Origin of the sequence: Sphingobium sp. RAC03 (assembly GCF_001713415.1) — a bacterium.
Lineage (GTDB): Bacteria > Pseudomonadota > Alphaproteobacteria > Sphingomonadales > Sphingomonadaceae > Sphingobium.
Window position 1 is genome coordinate 108069 of sequence record NZ_CP016456.1, and the last position, 16528, is coordinate 124596.

The window sequence follows — 16528 nt, forward strand, 5'->3', positions numbered from 1 at the left end:
CAAAAAGAGCAATGAAAGCGGCTTGGTCGCTGGCGTTTTTTTCGAAGCTTCTGTCACGCCTATAAAAATGGAAGCATCGACAGTCTTTTATCGTTGCCATTAGACCGGTTCGACCAGCAGCGCCGGGACTTGGCTCATACCGAGGCGAATGAAAGTCAGCGCTTGGCTCCCGCCTCGTCGTGATAGCGTGAACCCGTGCACTGACGCCTTGAGTCCAACCGGGCGCTCGTTCCGTTTTTTCGCCCGGGCCTCCACATAGTCAGACCGTGATATTACTCATTCATCTGATCGACGTTACGCTTCGACGAGTTCTTTGAGCGCAGTGCCTAAATCGGCCAGCTTTGCAACGTCAGGTCTGACGCCCTGCTCAACCAGTTTGCGACCTTGGACATAGTCTTTCACGCTGTTGACGCAATCAATCGCGACGATCTTGCCATCCTTGAGATAAATGACCGAGAATGCCCTGTTGGCGGGCGTTCCGCGCACTACAGTCTCGTCGAAGCCGACGTTGATGCCGGCAGTCTGAAGCTTGAGATCATATTGGTTAGACCAGAACCATGGGAAGGCCTTGTAGGGTCGGGCATTCCCGCAAATCGCCTTGGCCACGCAGCTTGCCATATCAATGGCGTTCTGCACTGACTCCACGCGCATCACCTGACCACCGGCAAAGTCGCAGGCAAAGGCAGCGCAATCCCCGATTGCATATATGTCGGGCAGCGATGTGCGGCAGAAGGCATCGACGTCCACGCCGTTGCTCCCTGTCGCGCCCGCCAGGATCAATGGTTCGACCGCCGGAATGATGCCGATGCCAACAAGGACCGCCTCTGCGGGAATGCGTTCGCCACCCTCCAGTCGCACCGCCGTTACCTGACCCTTCTCGCCCTCCAGGCATTCGACGCGGGCGTTCAATCGAAGGTCAACGCCATGATCGCTATGCACCTGCTGATAGAAGCCGGACAGTTCTTCCCCCGCAACGCGCGCCAGAACCCTGGGCAGCGCTTCCAGCAACGTCACGTTGAGGCCTAATTTGCCAAGGACAGCTGCGGCTTCAAGCCCGATATAGCCGCCACCAATGACAACGATATCGTGCTTGCCCGCATCGATCTCTGCCATCAGGGCATCACAATCGGCGCGCGTGCGCACCGCATGCACTCCCGCCAGGTCGGCACCCGCGCAGGTGAGCCGGCGCGGGTCACCTCCCGTTGCCCAGACCAAATTGCCATAGCCAAGGCTGCGTCCGTCGGAGAGCGCCAACTGCTTCGTTGCGGGATCGACCGCATCGACTTGGGTGCCAAGCAGAAAGTCGATATCTTTCTCGGCCCAGAAAGCGGGCGGACGGATATGAAGCCGCTCGAATGCTTTCTCGCGCGCAAAATAATCCTTGGACAGCGGCGGTCGCTCATAGGGAAATTCAGGTTCGCGACCAACGACCGTGACGGTGCCGGCAAAGCCATTCTGGCGCAGGGCTATGGCGCATTGTGCGCCGCCATGGCCTGCGCCTACGATGACTACATCGGCCCTGCTTGAAACGCTGCTGTCCATATTTGCCTTGGCCATGACCGTCACACCCGTTCCAGTAGCAAGGCAAGGCCCTGTCCAACGCCTATGCACATGAAGGCCAGACCATAACGGCCACTCGTTCGGTGCAGTTCCTCAACCGCCGAAAGCGCGATCCGCGCGCCCGACATGCCAAGCGGATGACCGAGCGCGATCGCCCCGCCATTGGGATTGACGCGGGGATCGAACGGATCGACGCCCAGATCCAGCAGCGTGGCTATTGCCTGGCTGGCAAAGGCCTCGTTGAGTTCGATCACGTCGAGTTGATCGACGGTCATGCTGTTGCGGGCCAGCAGCTTGCGCGCCGCCTCGATTGGCCCTGCCCCCATGATCCGGGGCGCGATGCCCGCTGCCGCCATGCCGATAACACGCGCCCGGGGCGTCAGCCCCTGTGCCGCAGCAGCAGCCTCGGACGCGACCAGCATGGCCGCCGCGCCATCATTGAGACCGGATGCATTGCCCGCCGTCACGGTGCCTTCTGCCTTCACCACGGGCTTGAGCTTCGCCAGTGCCTCCAGGCTGGTGGCGCGCAGATGCTCGTCGGCCTCAAACAGCACCGGATCGCCCTTGCGCTGCGGTATGGACACCGGCACGATCTCCGCAGCAAAACGACCGCTCGCCTGCGCGCGTGCCGCCTTTTCCTGGCTGGCCAGCGCAAAGCGATCCTGCTCCTCGCGGCTGACGTCCCATAGTTCGGCAACATTCTCACCGGTCTGGGGCATGGTGTCGACCCCATAGGCGGCCTTCATCGCCGGGTTGATGAAACGCCAGCCCAGCGTCGTATCCTCAATCTTCTGATCGCGACCGAAGGCGCTGCCGGCCTTGCCCATCACATAGGGCGCGCGGGTCATGCTCTCGACGCCGCCTGCGATTAGGAAATCGCTATCGCCACTGCGGATCGCCTGCGCCGCGATACCCAGCGCATTAAGGCCCGAACTGCAAAGGCGATTGACGGTGACGCCCGGCACGCCGTCCGGCATCCCGGCGAGCAACACCGCCATGCGCGCGACATTGCGATTATCCTCACCTGCCTGGTTGGCGCAGCCCAGGATCACATCGTCGAGCGCCGACCAATCGGCCTTCTCATTGCGCGCCATCAGCGCCTTGAGCGGCAACGCGGCCAGGTCGTCGGCGCGGATGGTGGCAAGCGATCCGTTGAGCTTGCCGATCGGGGTGCGGACGGCGTCGCAGATAAAGGCTTGCGCCATAAGTCTCAGCTTTCCAGAAAAGAGGTGATGACGCCCGCCAGCGCATCGGGCGCTTCAAGCGGCGCTAGATGCGCGGCCTCCAACGCCACATGCGCTGCGCCGGGAATGTAGGTGAGCAGATGCTCGCCATGCCCCTCGAGCGGCGTCGATGTGTCGCGGCTGCCAGTGACGACCAGCGTCGGGCAGGTAACGCCCGCGATCCGATCGCCCAAATCCATATCGCGGATCGCCGCCCCACAACCGGCATAGCCTTCGGCATCCATTGAGAGCAGCTGGCGGCGTACGGCTTCATAAATGGCCGGTTCGGTAGCATCGGAGAGAAATCGTCCCATGGCGAGATCGGCAATGGCCGCCATCCCCTCCCCCCGCACCTTGGCGATGCGATCGTTCCACAAAGCGCTGTCCATTGTCGCTGATGTGCAGATGGGCAGGAGTTTCTTAATCCGGCCGGGCGCGTGCAGCGCCACTTCCATGCCGATCATGCCGCCCAGCGACACGCCGGCGATCGAAAAGCTGTCGAACCCGGCAGCATCGGCGACCGCCAGCACATCGTCAGCCAGCATCCCCAGACTATAGTCGCCCGGTTCCGCGACCGAGCCGCCATGGCCGCGCGTGTCGATCCGCAGCAGCGCGAAGCGATCGCGCAGATGGGGCAGCACGCCATCCCAAAGGTCCATGTCGGTACCGATACTGTTGAGCAGCACCAGCGCAGGCGCCGCATCGCGGCCGTCACGCTTCCAGTAGATATTGGCGCCAGGGCGCTGGCAAAAAGCCATGGTCAATCCTCCGGCGCGATGGCGACGCGCAGGCCGTCAAGGCCGGCGGTCATCATGATCTGGCAGGAGAGGCGCGAGCGATCGCCGCGATGGTCGGAGGAATCGAGCAGATCATTCTCGTCTTCACCGGGAGTGCCAACCGCGCGGGTCCACTCTTCATCCACATACACATGGCACGTAGCGCAGGAACAGCAGCCGCCGCACAAGGCGAGCAGCTCGTCAAAGCCATTGTCGCGAATGGCTTCCATCACGGAGACGCCATCACGGGCATCGACGCTTGTTTCGTCACCCGCACGGTTGACGACGATCAGCTTGGGCACGGTAAATTCCAGTCTTATGCAGCTTCGAGAATGGCCAACGCCGCGCCGGTCTTTTCGATGACTTCCGCTTCGGTTACGCCCGGCGCCAGTTCCAAAAGGGTCAGGCCACCCCTGGCACGATCCACAGCAATCACGGCAAGATCGGTGATGATGAGATCGACGACCGCCTTGCCGGTGAGCGGCAGGGAGCAGGCGTCAAGGATCTTGGGGCTGCCATTTTTCGACACATGATCCATCACCACGACCACGCGTTTGACCCCCGCAACCAGATCCATCGCGCCGCCCATGCCCTTCACCATCTTTCCTGGGATGGTCCAGTTGGCGAGGTCGCCATTGGCGGCAACCTCCATCGCGCCCAGCACCGCCATGTCGATATGACCGCCCCGGATCATTGCGAAGCTGTCGGCCGAGGAAAAGAAGCTGCTGGTCGGCAGCGCGGTGATCGTCTGCTTTCCAGCATTGATGAGATCAGGATCAGCCTCACCCGCAAAAGGAAAGGGACCGATGCCGAGCATCCCATTCTCGCTCTGAAGCGTCACTTTGATGCCTTCGGGCACATGATTTGCCACGAGCGTCGGAATACCGATGCCAAGGTTCACATAATAGCCATCGCGAAGCTCCTTAGCGGCGCGCGCGGCCATTTCTTCACGGGTCCAGCCCTTGGTCTCCTGGGGCATCATGCAGCTTCCCTCTCGCGAACCGTTAACTTCTCGATCCGCTTCTCGTTGATGGTGCTGAGCACGATACGATCGACATAGATGCCGGGCGTATGGATGCAGTCGGGATCGAAACTGCCTTCGGGTACGATCTCCTCAACCTCGACCACCGTCACCTTGCCAGCCGTCGCCATGTTCGGGTTGAAGTTGCGCGCGGTCTTGCGGAACATGAGGTTGCCTGCCGGATCGGCGCGCCAGGCCTTGATGATCGAAAGGTCCGCGCGCAGCCATGTTTCCCGCACATAGTCCTCGCCCTCGAACGTCTCGACCGGCTTGCCATCGGCAACGACCGTGCCCACGCCGGTCTTGGTGTAGAAGGCCGGGATACCCGCCCCGCCGGCACGGATGCGCTCTGCAAGCGTACCTTGCGGGTTCAGTTCCAGTTCCAGTTCGCCGGAGAGATACTGGCTCTCGAACAGCTTGTTCTCACCCACATAGGAGGAGATCATCTTCTTGATCTGCCGGCTTTCCAGCAACATCCACAGGCCAAAACCGTCGGCGCCGGCATTGTTGGAGACGACGGTCAGATCCTTGACCCCGCTCGCACGGATCTGCGGGATCAGGCTTTCGGGGTTGCCCGACAGGCCAAAGCCGCCGGACATGATTGTCATCCCGTCGAACAACAGGCCTTCCAGTGCCTGTGCTGGGCTGTCGTAGATTTTCTGCATATCTTCGTTCCTTCAGCCGATATCGCCGCCCGCAACGGGCAAGACCGATCCGGTCACATAGCTGGCCTCATCCGAAGCGAGGAAAAGGATCGGTGCGATCTGCTCGTCGAGCGTGCCGTAGCGCTTCATGAAGGCAGACGACGTCACCTGCTCGACCGCTTCGGCCATCCAGGTCTGTTCCTGGACGTTGTCGCCTTCGGCGTTGCGCGGCACGCGGCGCGGCGGCGCACTCGTGCCGCCGGGCGCGGTGGCAACGACACGGATGCCGCTCTCTGCATATTCCATCGCCAGGGCTTGCGTCAGCCCGTTGATCCCGCCCTTCGCCGCCGAATAGGGCACACGGCGAATACCGCGCGTGGCGTTGGACGAGAGGTTGACGATCGTCCCTGCCCCCTGATCCAGCATCGCGGGCAGGACAGCATGGCAGCAATAAAGCGTCGGCATCAGCGAGCGGCGGATTTCCGCGTCGATCTGGGCTGGCTCGAACTGCGCATAGGGGCGCATACGGATCGCGCCGCCGACATTGTTGATTAAAATGTCTATACGCCCGAACGCCTCTAGCGCCGCCGCCATGGCCAGCGCCGCGCCTTCATAGGATTCAAGGTCGCAGGTCACCGAGATGGCCTTGCCGCCCGCTGCAACGATCGCCTGCTCCACCTCGGTTACGAATTCGGCCCGATCGACGAGGACGAGATTGGCGCCCTCCTCGCCCGCGCGCATGGCAACGCCGGCTCCAATGCCCTGCGCCGCGCCGGTAACAACCATCACCTTACCGGCAAAACGTCCCTGGAAGATCATCAGCCGGTCCCTCAGATATGATAGACGTCGATGACCTGGTGAATATAGTCGTCCTTCAGGACGATCTTCTTCCTCAGGATCTTCGGCGCTTCGCCGCTGACGTCCAACGTCACAAAATTCGTACCGAAAAACTGCTGCGTCTTCTGGTAGCGATGGCTGAGCGTATGCCAGTTATAGCGTAGCTCGATCGCGTCGGCGGCGGTTTCCAGCACCTCGATGTTCGACAGAAAATGGGAGGTGCGCGCTTCGGGCGTGCTGGCGGAAGACCGTTCGGTCTTCAACCGATAGACGCGATCCTCCAGCCCCTTGCGGTTGCCATAATAGATGAGCGAGATTTCGCTATGCGGATCGGTGGTCAGCGCATCATCATCGGTCCAGGCCGGCATCCAATATTCGCATTGCTCCGAATAACATTCCAGCCATTGGTCCAGCTCACGATCGTCGAGCAGCCGCGCCTCGCGATAGAGAAAGGCGCAAATGTCCTGGTAGGAGAGCGCCGCGCGCTCTGCGTCGAGCACCAGTGTCATTCCGCCGCCTCCATCATCGGTGCCGCGCTCGCATCCTTGGCCATTCCATCGAGCATGATCTGCGCCCAAAATTCGTGCTGGCGCACGAACAGCCCTTCATCCTCGCTACGCTCGCTCGACAGCAGCGGGTTCATGCCCATGGCCTTCGCATTTTTATCAGGGCCCGCGATCCAGCGGGTCGCACCACGGCTAAGGTCGTTCCATAGGTCGCCAGCGCCCTCATAAGCCGACTGGCAACTGCGAAATTCCTCCAGATCATCGGGCGTGCCCATGCCGGTGACGTTGAAGAAATCCTCATACTGGCGGATGCGGTGGCCGCGATCCTGTGCGCTCTCGCCCTTGGGCGCATAGCAGTAGATGGTGACCTCCGTCGTATGCACATCGATCGGCCGCACCACACGGATCTGCGTGGAAAACTGATCCATCAGGAAAACGTTGGGATAGAGCGCCAGATTGCGGGTCTGTTCGAGAATGAACTTCGCCTTGTCCTCGCCCAGCCGCTCGACGAGCTGGTCCTTATAATTCCAGACCGGCCGGACTTCGGGGTTCAGCACCTGCGTCCAGAGCAGGATATGGCCATGCTCGAAACCATAGACGCCGCTCGCCGGCGCCTTCGACCAGCCATTGGCATCGACCGCCTTGGTCCCGCCTTCGGCACGGCGGCCCATGGTCGACTGGTAATTTTCATGGACAGAACTGACATGATAGCCGTCGCAGCCATTTTCCATCTGCATCTTCCAGTTGCCATGAAAGGTGTAGGTGGAATTGCCGGTCAGCACTTCGAGCCCCTCGGGCGCCTGATCGACCATCTGGTCGATGATGACCTTGGCCTCGCCCAGATGCTCTTCCAACGCCAGCACGTCATAATTCAATGAGCCGAATATGAAGCCGCGATAGCTTTCGACACGGACCTTGGTCAGGTCGTGCGACCCTTCATGGTCGAAACTATCGGGATAGGCGCCGGTGCTGGAATCCTTGGCCTTGAGCAACTTGCCGTCGGTCTTGAAGCTCCAGCCATGAAAAGGACAGACGAACAAGGGCTGATTTCCCCGCTTGCGGCGGCACAGCTTTGCCCCGCGATGGGCGCAGGCATTGACCACGCAGTTAAGACCGCCATCCTTGGCCCGCGTCAGGATCACCGGCGTATGGCCGATCCATGCGGTAAGATAATCATTCTTTTGCTCGACCTGGCTTTCATGGGCCAGATAGACCCAATTGCTCTCGAAGATATATTTGATCTCCAGATCGAACAGGTCGGGATCGGTAAAGACGTCACGGCGGCAGCGGAAGATGCCGGTTTCCGGATCGTCCACGACTGCGGTTTCGACGCGTCGGCGCAGGGAAGCCATGGGGCTCGTCATGATCCTATCTCCTCTCAGGCCGGTTCTTTGACCGGTTCGACGGCATCTACCGCCAGGCGCTTGCGGGTCGAAAAGACTTCATCGCCTTCGCCCTCAGCCCGCTGGAGGTGGAAGTCGAACGCGATATATGCACTGTCGCCCTGACGATTGGGCACGGGCAGCAACCCTTCGCGAGTGCCGAAGGCAAAATCGTCGGCCGCGAACGGATCATCGCCGAAATTGATCTGAGTGGTCAGGCGGCGATAGCCCGGTGCCTCGATGAAGAAATGCACATGGGCGGGGCGGTTACCATGACGACCAAGAGCCTTCATCAGCCTGTCGGATGCGCCGCCCGGTGGCACCGAATAGCCGTTCGGCATCTTTGAGGAGAAAGCGTAGGTGCCGTCCGCCGCAATCTTCAAGCGCCGACGATTGTTAAAGGGTGTCTGTTCGTGGGTCGGATCGAAATGGGAGTAGAAGCCGTGGGAGTCCGCATGCCAGACATGAACGAGGCCTTCGGTCACCGCCTCGCCATCAGGCCCCATGATCCGGCCGGTCATGTAGAGCGTGTCAGTATCGTCGGCATCGTCGGTCAGGTACGCGCCGCTTTCCACGATCGGAGCGCCTTCCACGTACAACGGCCCTTCGATCGTACGTGGCGTGCCGCCAAGCTTGCCAGCTTGCGCATCCTTGGCATCGAGGTAGAGATCGATGAAATGTTCAAGGCCCACACCGGGCATCAACAGGCCAAGTTCCCCGGCGCCGGCCGCGCCCTGAAGGAAGTTGACAGCACTCCATACCTCGTCCTCGCTGACGTCATAACGGGCAATGATGGTCATGCACGACTCGATCAGGTCGCGCATGATCGCCTTCAGGCGAGCATCGCCCCTCTGCGTATCCAACCCTGCGACACGGTCGAGCAGGTTTTGGATTTCCGGTGTTTCTACAAAGCTGGTACCCATATTTTCTCTCCTAAGCTTGCAATCAGTTGGTCAGCGATCATCCTCGTGCATCGAGGAAGGATGGCGGCAGAGAGGCGTCACTTTCATGGTCATGAAAGGATAGAGCGGCAGCGCCATCAGCGTGTCGTGCAAGTCCGCATTGCTTTCAACGTCGAAGATCGAGACGTTCGAATAGAGACCCACCTTGCGCCAGATATGGCGCCATGTGCCTGCGGCCTGCAGTTCCTGAAAATAGGCCTTTTCCGCTGCCTTGATCCGCGCAGCTTCGTTCGTATCGAAATCCAGCGGAATATTGACGTCCATTTCGACCATGAACAGCATGGGTTTCAGGCTCCTGCGGAAACGGGGAGAAGAATAGGCGCGCCAACAAGCGATTTCGGCCGATCGCGCCGGAAGAAAGCGAGCTTATCCTCGTCAAAGGCGATGCCCAGGCCTGGACCGGTCGGAACCTTCAACGAGAAGTCGCCATAGCCAAGTGGTTGGTGCAATATGTCCTCGGTCTGAAGCAGCGGACCGAACAACTCGGTTCCCCATGCCAGCTCCGGCAAGGTGGCAAAGACGTGGGCTGATGCCACCGTACCCACACCACCTTCCAACATGGTCCCGCCATACAGGCCGATGCCCGCAGCGGCGCCGATAGCGGCCACCTGTGCGGTCGCGAAAAGGCCGCCGGACTGCGCTATCTTGAGTGCAAAAACGCCAGCGGCATGCGCAGAGGCGATCCGCATCGCGCTGCGCGGTCCGTTGAGCGCCTCGTCGGCCATCAGCGGCACCGGCTGGTTCATAGAAAGGCGTGCCATCGCCGCGATCGCATCACCCGCAATCGGCTGTTCGACCAGGTCGCACCCGACATCATGCAGCATCGCCATGCCGATCTTGGCCTGCGCCTCCGACCAGTTCTGGTTGACGTCCACACGCACGCTGGCGCGGTCGCCCAGCGCCTTGCAAATGGCGCCGACATGGGCAACGTCATCACGGACCTCACGCTTGCCGATCTTCAGTTTGAAGATGCGATGACGCCGACGGTCGAGCATTTGCTCGCCTTCGGCAATATCGCGCGCGGTGTCACCGCTCGCCAGCGTCCAGGCCACTGGCAAACTGTCGCGCACCCGGCCACCACCGATGAGTTCGGACACCGCAATGCCGAGCCGCTTGCCCGCCATGTCGAGCAAGGCCGTTTCGACCGCACATTTTGCAAAATGGTTACCGCGCACGCAGCGGGCAACCTTGCCCATGGTGGCGCCCACCTGCGTCAGATCGCAAGTTTCAAGAACGGGAATGATGTAGGTCTCGATCGCCGACTTGATGCTTTCGGGGCTTTCCTCGCCGTAGCTGAGGCCGCCGATCGTGGTCCCTTCCCCGACCCCTTCCACGCCGTCTGTATCAGTAAGGCGGACGATCACCATCGATTGGGCGTACATGGTCGCCATCGCCAACACATGCGGCCGGATCGTCGGCACATCGACGATGAAGGTATCGGCGTGGCTCAATCCAGCCATTGCGGCGACTCTCCTAATTGCTTACGTTTCAAGACACAGCTACCCCGCCGTCGAAATCCGTTCAAAGATCAATGCGGTCAACAGTCGATACTTTTGAGGTATAATCGGTGATGGACTTGCGTCTCTTACGCTATTTCGTGGCAGTGGCGGATGAAGGCAGTTTCAATCGCGCCGCCGATAGGCTGCACATTGCACAACCCCCCTTGTCTCGTGCGATTCAGCAACTTGAGGCCCATGTTGGTGCCCCCTTGCTCGACCGGGCGAGCCGTCCGCTCAGGCTAACGGATATCGGACGCCTCCTCCATGCACAGGCGCTGCAACTGCTGGCCCGCATGGAGGATGTCGAGACAATGGTGAAGGCCGCAGCCTCCAGCCAAAGCCGTCGGCTGGTGATCGGTTTTGTCGCCTCGACCATCTACGCTCGACTGCCCGAGCTAATCCGGGAGTTTCGCAAGGCAGCCAGGAATGTTGAACTGGTGATGGTCGAGAGCACAACGCTTGAGCAGATCGCAGCGCTCAAGGACGGGCGTATCGACGTCGGCTTCGGCCGCATTCGCTTCGAGGATCCGGCTGTTCGGCGCGTAATCCTGCGCCACGAAAGGCTGATCGCCGCCTTCCCCATCGATCATCCCTTGGCGCTTGGCGATGGACCGATATCGCTGCGCGATCTTGCCGACGAACCCCAGATCATATACCCCCGCGCACCCCGCCCCAGCTATGCCGATCAGGTCATATCGCTGTTCCGCGACCATGCAATCGAGCCACGCATCGTCCATGAGGCGCGTGAACTTCAGATTGCGATCGGTCTGGTTGCAGCCGAAGAAGGAATGGCGATCGTTCCAGAATCTGTTCGGCGCGCGCGAAGCCATGATGTGGCCTTTCGCGACCTGGCCGAGCAGGCAACATCGCCCATCATCATGAGCCATCGACCTGGCGATCAATCTCCCGAACTCAAGCTGATGACTACAATCATCGCCCGTCAATATGCGAGTTGGGGCTATGAAGTACCAGCGGTTATAATCGAAAATCATGAGATGTCGTCTGCAATCAGCGCGGCAACACGAAGGGTCTAATAGCCTCACATCTGACGCGTTTGAACAATTGTTTGACGCCTCTATAAAAGCCCTGACAAGCTATGCCCAATCCAGCCAGAACCATGTCCTGCAATGCATCGACTAAATCAGCAGCCGCGCTTCGAGGAATATCGCGCACAGGCAAGTGCCGCGGTAAAAACAGTCAAGGATCGATCTTTCCACTGGTCGGGTACAAGTAATGAAGGCAGACATGCCCTCTTTAGTCGATGATCGAGCAAGGTGCCGGACTAGTCTTGAAGATAGCGGGCGAAGGGACAAGTCGCTGACGGTAGGTTCCTACCATGCGTCCTCGACGGTGCGGGTCGTCGAGACTACCTTTCCGCGTCACCGGGACTGTCCGGATTTTCGTGTGCGGCGAGGCATAGTGGGCAACAACGAGCACCAGTATGTCACGGCAGAAAGCTCCCTTCCGTAGATTGGAACGGCATCGCTCCTGGGCCCTATCCCTCTGAGATAATTTGAACAGGGCGCTGCGGCGATCCCACATGGACCGCCCTCACTTCGTCTATCAGTTGAGATCCTACAGCGCCGGTTCAGCATCAATCACACTAGGGTCAATCCAGTCGGCCGTCCGCCGCGAAGTTTATCAACTGGTCAACGATGAAACGTACACGCGGGCTCAACTGGGCCTGCCGAGGCCATACTGCATGGATATCGACGTCCACGGACGAGAATTCATCGAGCACGGTCTGCAACCGTCCTGCGTCGATATCCGCTCGGACCATGGATATCGGCACCTGAGAAAGACCAAGCCCGCCCACGGTCGCGTCGACCATCGCCTCCCCATCGCTGATCTGGTGGGTCGCAGGTGGAACCAGCCGCCGTTCCACGCTTCCTTCCCGGACTACCCATGATAGTGGAGGACCCCTGTGAGCGCCGACGATGCAGCGGTGCGACCGAATATCATCCAGCACCTTGGGCGTTCCCCACATCTGGAGATAATCGGGCGATGCGCAGATCACGCGTCGTTGCGACGTCAATCGCCGCGCGATGAGATTACTGGTGTCGGAGAGAGTTCCAAACCGAATGGCGAGGTCAACATCGTCCCGCAGGAGGTCGCTCGTTGCGTCTGTGAATGTGAGGCTGAGGCTCAGATCCGGGTGAGGTCGAGTGACCGCCATTAGGATCGGCAGCAAAACCTTGCGACCGAACACGATTGGCATGTCGATATGCACGCGACCACTCAATATCTGATTGCTTGAGGACAACGCTGATTGCACCGATGTGACCTCGTCGATCGCGGCCGAACATGCCGCCAGATATGCCTCTCCATCGGCCGTCAGCCGCATGAGCCTTGTCGTACGATTGAACAGTCTGAAGCCAAGCCGCTGTTCGAGACGCGCGACCGTTTTCCCCACCGAGGATTTGGTCAGCCCCAGCCGCTCTGCGGCAAGCGTGAAGCTGCCGGCTCGCGCTGCCGTCACGAAAACTGTGACGCCCGAAAAAGGATCATGACCCAGCATTGTATCTCTTCGTTCTACTTAGAAGCGAAATCTATCATATTTAATACCGGTTGAACTACAATTATGTCGGGGAAGCGGCGGATCCGTCGGCTCCAATTGCCTTTCTTAATAAAGCAGGAGAAAAACCATGCCAGTCGTGCGCATCAGTTGGTTCGAAGGTAAAGATCACGGCCAAAAGGAAAAGGTCGCAGCGGAGATCACGGAAAGCATAGTCCGCAACACAGATACCGATCCGAAATATATCTACGTCATTTTCGACGACATAAAAGCAAGTGACTGGGCCGGTGCTGGCAAGCTTTTCGGTGGCCCCGCTAGCGGCGGAGAGGCCTGACCATGCGCGCCGGCGTTCGCCTCGCCCTTAGCCTCTTCGCTGGAGCACTGACCGCTACGCCGGCGCACGTTCTTGCCGAACCTGCTGTCACGGTCTTGGGCCGCGACTTCACCTTTCCCAACAAGATTGATGGTCTTCCCGGCCGCCTGTCGGATTTCAAGGGGCTGAAGATCAATCGCTTCGTCACCAATGACGGCGTGACGCTCAGCTATTGGGAAGCGGGCAACGGACCGCCGCTGATCTTCATTCCCGGCTGGTCCGCGAACGGCGCCGAATATGTAAACCTTATGTATCTCCTGGCAAAGCGCCATCGGGTGATCGTGCTGGACCCCCGCAATCAGGGTCTCTCGCAACGCGTCGATTATGGCACGCGCATTGCGCGCTATTCGATGGACCTTAAACAACTGGTCGACCATCTCGGCATTACTCACGCCGATTTTTGCGGCTGGTCGATGGGCGCCTCGGTCCTGTGGGGATATATCGATCTGTTTGGTACCTCGAGCATCCGCAAACTTGCTTTGGTCGACGAACCGATTTCCATTGTATCCCACGCCGACTGGTCGGCCCAAGAGCGCAAAGAGGCCGGCTCCATAGCCCCCTCGCCCGAACCGTTGCTTGCAGCATTGGGGGCAGCACCCCCTGCCAATCCCGATCCGAAAGATCCAAGCTTGCTTGCGCGACTGATGTTGATGGATTCCCCATATTTCGCCAACTCGGAGAGCTTCGCGCGTGCTGTCATAAAGGATGATCCCAAATCGCTCGGGCTGATCATGTACGACCATGCCGGAAATGACTGGAGAGACGTCGTGCGGACCAAGATTGACCGTCCGACAGCGATCTTCACCGGGGAATGGAGCGCGAATGTGCCGAGTCAACAATGGGCGCAATCGGTCATTCCCGGTTCCCAACTGCACATCTACAGCAAAGCAGAACAAGGGGATCACTTCTTGATGTTCAAGAATCCCGTAAAGTTCGCTGCCGACCTCGAAGCCTTTCTTCAGGACGCGAAATGAAAGGTCTATCGCGGCACACTCTAGGACGTTGTGCGGCGATGGGCTTATGCTTCGTCGCTCCCCCGGTTCTAGCCCACGATGGTGGCGACGTCGCTGATTACAGGCTGTCGGGCGTTTCTTTATCTAGGGTCCGCCATCTTGGCAGCACGGCGTTCGAGATGCGCATGCCGTCGAGTGCGTACCAGGATCCCGCGAAGGAACAACTGAGCGACCGCAACTTCATGGCTTGGCTTCCGCTGGATTTCCAGGACGGGACGATCGAGGTCGATGTTGCGAGCGACCTGGCCACGGATGCCCCTGGCTATGCGCGTGGTTTCATCGGCCTGGCTTTCAGGATCGATGCAACAGGCCGATTTGAAAATATTTATCTGCGGCCGACCAATAGTGTCTCGGACGATCAGGTTCGCCGCAACCATTCTGTGCAATATGCGGCCTATCCGGACCATCTATTCGATCGTCTGCGCCGAGAAACCCCGGAAAAATACGAGACCTACGCCAATATCGCGACCGGGAGATGGATCAGGATGAAACTCGTGGTCAGCGGGCTCCAAGCGATCCTCTATCTCGATAATAAGCCCACGCCTGCGTTGGTGGTTCAAGATCTCAAACTGGGTGCCAGGCAATGTGGCGGCGTTGGAATATGGCTCGAATCCGGAACGATAGCGCATTTTCGCAATCTCAAGATCACGCACACAATGTCAGCCGCCGGCCAGTAGCACGAAAATAGATCAGCGACTGCGACAGTCACTATCCGAATAGAGGAAATTCAGATGAAGAACGAAGTTTACACGATCTACCATCTGTCGATCAAGCCGGCCGATTTTCCCGCGTTTGAGACCCTTATTTCCAAAATCGTCGACGCTACGAGTAAAGAACCAGATACGCTGACATATGAATATGTGGTCAATAGAGATCGCACAGCAGTCCACATCATCGAGCGTTACCGTCCTGCCGGTATCGTACCCCATAGCGATACAACGTTCGCACCGTTCGCAGAGGAGTTTCTCTCGCTCGTCCGCATAGAGAAGTTGTACGTCTATGGAGAGACAACGCCGGAGATCAGAACCCGGCTCGATCGGTTCGACGCGCTCTATTTCTCCTCGTTTTCAGGCTTCAGTCGATAACATATCGGTGACGCATTGGCCGGGTTTCGCAATTGTCATGGGCATATAGTCGCGCTCAACCGCGAGTTCAGCAGGTTTGCGACCTTTCTTGCCGGGCGCGGCCGTGCGACCTTACCACATAGAACTCAATCCGGGCGTGCCCGGCTACGTTTGGAGCTCACTCCAAATTACAGAAATCCGCTGAACTTGAACATAATCATCGTCGCCACTGACGATGTCCATGTTTAGTAATCCTGCATCGACGCTCAGCCAAAGCATTGACGACGTCGCAATCATCTCGATCGCCTGCCTGTCCTCCCCCTCAGCTCCTTGCCCTTGTCGTGACCTGACCAGCTATGTGCTGCGCCACGCAATATCCCGCCTTTCAGTTGGCTTTTCATCCTATTAGTCTAGAGGTCTTTTCTGGGCCACCGTCGGCATCGCGTGACCGCCATAGACCAACAGGAACAAGAACACTTTGACCAGTGACGAGGGTAACAAACCAAACCGAAGGCGTCGCGGGCTTGCACTAGAAGAAGCCATACTGGATGCGGCATGGTCAGACTTGTCTACCAACGGCTATGCCAGGTTTACCTTCGAAACCGTCGCGCGCCTGACCGGGACGAGCCGTCCGGTCCTTTATCGACGTTGGTCAACGCGCGCGAGTCTCGCTTCGTCCGCCATCGTTCGGCACCTGAAGCGCAATCCCATAATTGTACCCGACCTTGGCAACCTGAGAGATGAACTCCAGTGCGCAATGCGCAAATTTGCTGATCGGGCACCTCCCAGTCTCATGAAGCTCGTGTTCGAAATGCACGAGGATATGGCTTTAGATGGGGTAAATTTCACTGATGCGCGTTTCAGCGAGAACCCGATCGATGATGTCATAGCACGTGGCGTAGCGCGCGGAGAGATAGATCCCCAGCGCCTGAACGATCGCGTCATGCGCGTGCTACCCAGCCTTGTGATGCACGAGATCGTCGTAACCGCGCAGCCGATTTCGAATCAGACCATATCGGCGATAATCGATCAGATTTTCATGCCTTTGACCGTGCCCCTGCGCTGAGCCACGCATCGCACGAACATAATTTAAGATACAAAATGTTTCTTATTGACGTTTAAGCACGACATCGTCGATATGTGCGATGCGGGA

Annotated in this window: 19 protein-coding genes; 6 read left to right on the forward strand and 13 right to left on the reverse strand. The window is 59.0% G+C overall.

The genetic code is table 11. The annotated features are described in order from the left end of the window. Nucleotides 1-294: 294 nt before the first annotated feature. The 12 genes from BSY17_RS05110 to BSY17_RS05165 are packed head-to-tail and all read right to left on the reverse strand — an operon-like array spanning nucleotide 295 to nucleotide 10371. Nucleotides 295-1542 (reverse strand): NAD(P)/FAD-dependent oxidoreductase, encoded by a 1248-nt coding sequence (locus tag BSY17_RS05110; protein WP_069066799.1) that lies wholly within the window; start codon nucleotides 1540-1542, stop codon nucleotides 295-297. A 20-nt stretch (nucleotides 1543-1562) separates the two neighbouring features. Further along, nucleotides 1563-2765: a 3-oxoadipyl-CoA thiolase gene (gene pcaF, locus BSY17_RS05115; RefSeq protein ID WP_069064682.1), complete on the reverse strand. Its 1203-nt coding sequence runs from the start codon at nucleotides 2763-2765 to the stop codon at nucleotides 1563-1565. Nucleotides 2766-2770: 5 nt separating this feature from the next. Beyond that, the gene (locus BSY17_RS05120; protein WP_069064683.1) at nucleotides 2771-3541 is read right to left on the reverse strand and encodes an alpha/beta fold hydrolase; all 771 of its coding nucleotides are present in this window, start codon (nucleotides 3539-3541) and stop codon (nucleotides 2771-2773) included. A gap of 2 nt (nucleotides 3542-3543) precedes the next feature. After that, the gene (locus tag BSY17_RS05125; RefSeq protein ID WP_069064684.1) at nucleotides 3544-3861 is read right to left on the reverse strand and encodes a 2Fe-2S iron-sulfur cluster-binding protein; all 318 of its coding nucleotides are present in this window, start codon (nucleotides 3859-3861) and stop codon (nucleotides 3544-3546) included. A gap of 14 nt (nucleotides 3862-3875) precedes the next feature. Beyond that, the gene (locus BSY17_RS05130; RefSeq protein ID WP_216095596.1) at nucleotides 3876-4541 is read right to left on the reverse strand and encodes a 3-oxoacid CoA-transferase subunit B; all 666 of its coding nucleotides are present in this window, start codon (nucleotides 4539-4541) and stop codon (nucleotides 3876-3878) included. Further along, entirely contained in the window at nucleotides 4538-5245 is a 708-nt protein-coding gene (locus BSY17_RS05135) for a CoA transferase subunit A (protein WP_069064685.1), read from the reverse strand. Before BSY17_RS05135 ends, BSY17_RS05130 begins: the two co-directional genes overlap by 4 nt. 12 nt (nucleotides 5246-5257) lie before the next feature. Further along, a complete protein-coding gene (benD, locus tag BSY17_RS05140) occupies nucleotides 5258-6043 on the reverse strand; it encodes a benzoate diol dehydrogenase BenD (protein WP_069064686.1) in 786 nt (261 codons plus the stop codon). 11 nt (nucleotides 6044-6054) lie between these two features. Then, on the reverse strand, nucleotides 6055-6570 hold the full coding sequence (gene benB / locus BSY17_RS05145) for a benzoate 1,2-dioxygenase small subunit (protein ID WP_069064687.1): 516 nt from the start codon (nucleotides 6568-6570) through the stop codon (nucleotides 6055-6057). Then, entirely contained in the window at nucleotides 6567-7931 is a 1365-nt protein-coding gene (locus BSY17_RS05150; protein WP_069064688.1) for a Rieske 2Fe-2S domain-containing protein, read from the reverse strand. Before BSY17_RS05150 ends, benB begins: the two co-directional genes overlap by 4 nt. A 14-nt stretch (nucleotides 7932-7945) precedes the next feature. Then, nucleotides 7946-8872: a dioxygenase family protein gene (locus tag BSY17_RS05155; RefSeq protein WP_069064689.1), complete on the reverse strand. Its 927-nt coding sequence runs from the start codon at nucleotides 8870-8872 to the stop codon at nucleotides 7946-7948. Nucleotides 8873-8902: 30 nt separating this feature from the next. Then, the gene (catC, locus tag BSY17_RS05160; RefSeq protein ID WP_069064690.1) at nucleotides 8903-9193 is read right to left on the reverse strand and encodes a muconolactone Delta-isomerase; all 291 of its coding nucleotides are present in this window, start codon (nucleotides 9191-9193) and stop codon (nucleotides 8903-8905) included. Nucleotides 9194-9198: 5 nt separating this feature from the next. Then, the gene (locus BSY17_RS05165; protein ID WP_069064691.1) at nucleotides 9199-10371 is read right to left on the reverse strand and encodes a muconate/chloromuconate family cycloisomerase; all 1173 of its coding nucleotides are present in this window, start codon (nucleotides 10369-10371) and stop codon (nucleotides 9199-9201) included. A gap of 110 nt (nucleotides 10372-10481) precedes the next feature. Between BSY17_RS05165 and BSY17_RS05170 the strand changes: the two genes are divergently transcribed. Further along, nucleotides 10482-11444 carry a LysR family transcriptional regulator gene (locus BSY17_RS05170; RefSeq protein WP_069064692.1) on the forward strand — a complete coding sequence of 321 codons (963 nt, stop codon included), beginning with the start codon at nucleotides 10482-10484 and terminating at the stop codon, nucleotides 11442-11444. A 575-nt stretch (nucleotides 11445-12019) separates the two neighbouring features. Here BSY17_RS05170 and BSY17_RS05175 read toward each other — a convergent pair. Further along, nucleotides 12020-12928 carry a LysR substrate-binding domain-containing protein gene (locus tag BSY17_RS05175; protein WP_069064693.1) on the reverse strand — a complete coding sequence of 303 codons (909 nt, stop codon included), beginning with the start codon at nucleotides 12926-12928 and terminating at the stop codon, nucleotides 12020-12022. Between the two features lie 127 nt (nucleotides 12929-13055). On the opposite strand from BSY17_RS05175, the gene BSY17_RS05180 reads away from it, so the two are divergent. The 5 genes from BSY17_RS05180 to BSY17_RS05200 all read left to right on the forward strand — a co-directional run bounded on the left by BSY17_RS05180 (nucleotide 13056) and on the right by BSY17_RS05200 (nucleotide 16441). Next, the gene (locus BSY17_RS05180; protein WP_069064694.1) at nucleotides 13056-13259 is read left to right on the forward strand and encodes a tautomerase family protein; all 204 of its coding nucleotides are present in this window, start codon (nucleotides 13056-13058) and stop codon (nucleotides 13257-13259) included. Nucleotides 13260-13261: 2 nt separating this feature from the next. Next, the gene (locus tag BSY17_RS05185; RefSeq protein ID WP_083217050.1) at nucleotides 13262-14272 is read left to right on the forward strand and encodes an alpha/beta fold hydrolase; all 1011 of its coding nucleotides are present in this window, start codon (nucleotides 13262-13264) and stop codon (nucleotides 14270-14272) included. Continuing rightward, nucleotides 14269-14988 carry a hypothetical protein gene (locus tag BSY17_RS05190; RefSeq protein ID WP_216095597.1) on the forward strand — a complete coding sequence of 240 codons (720 nt, stop codon included), beginning with the start codon at nucleotides 14269-14271 and terminating at the stop codon, nucleotides 14986-14988. Before BSY17_RS05185 ends, BSY17_RS05190 begins: the two co-directional genes overlap by 4 nt. A 54-nt stretch (nucleotides 14989-15042) precedes the next feature. After that, nucleotides 15043-15396: a putative quinol monooxygenase gene (locus BSY17_RS05195; protein WP_069064696.1), complete on the forward strand. Its 354-nt coding sequence runs from the start codon at nucleotides 15043-15045 to the stop codon at nucleotides 15394-15396. A gap of 457 nt (nucleotides 15397-15853) precedes the next feature. After that, nucleotides 15854-16441, forward strand: coding sequence for a TetR/AcrR family transcriptional regulator (locus BSY17_RS05200; RefSeq protein WP_069064697.1), 588 nt, complete (start codon nucleotides 15854-15856; stop codon nucleotides 16439-16441). Nucleotides 16442-16528 lie beyond the last annotated feature (87 nt).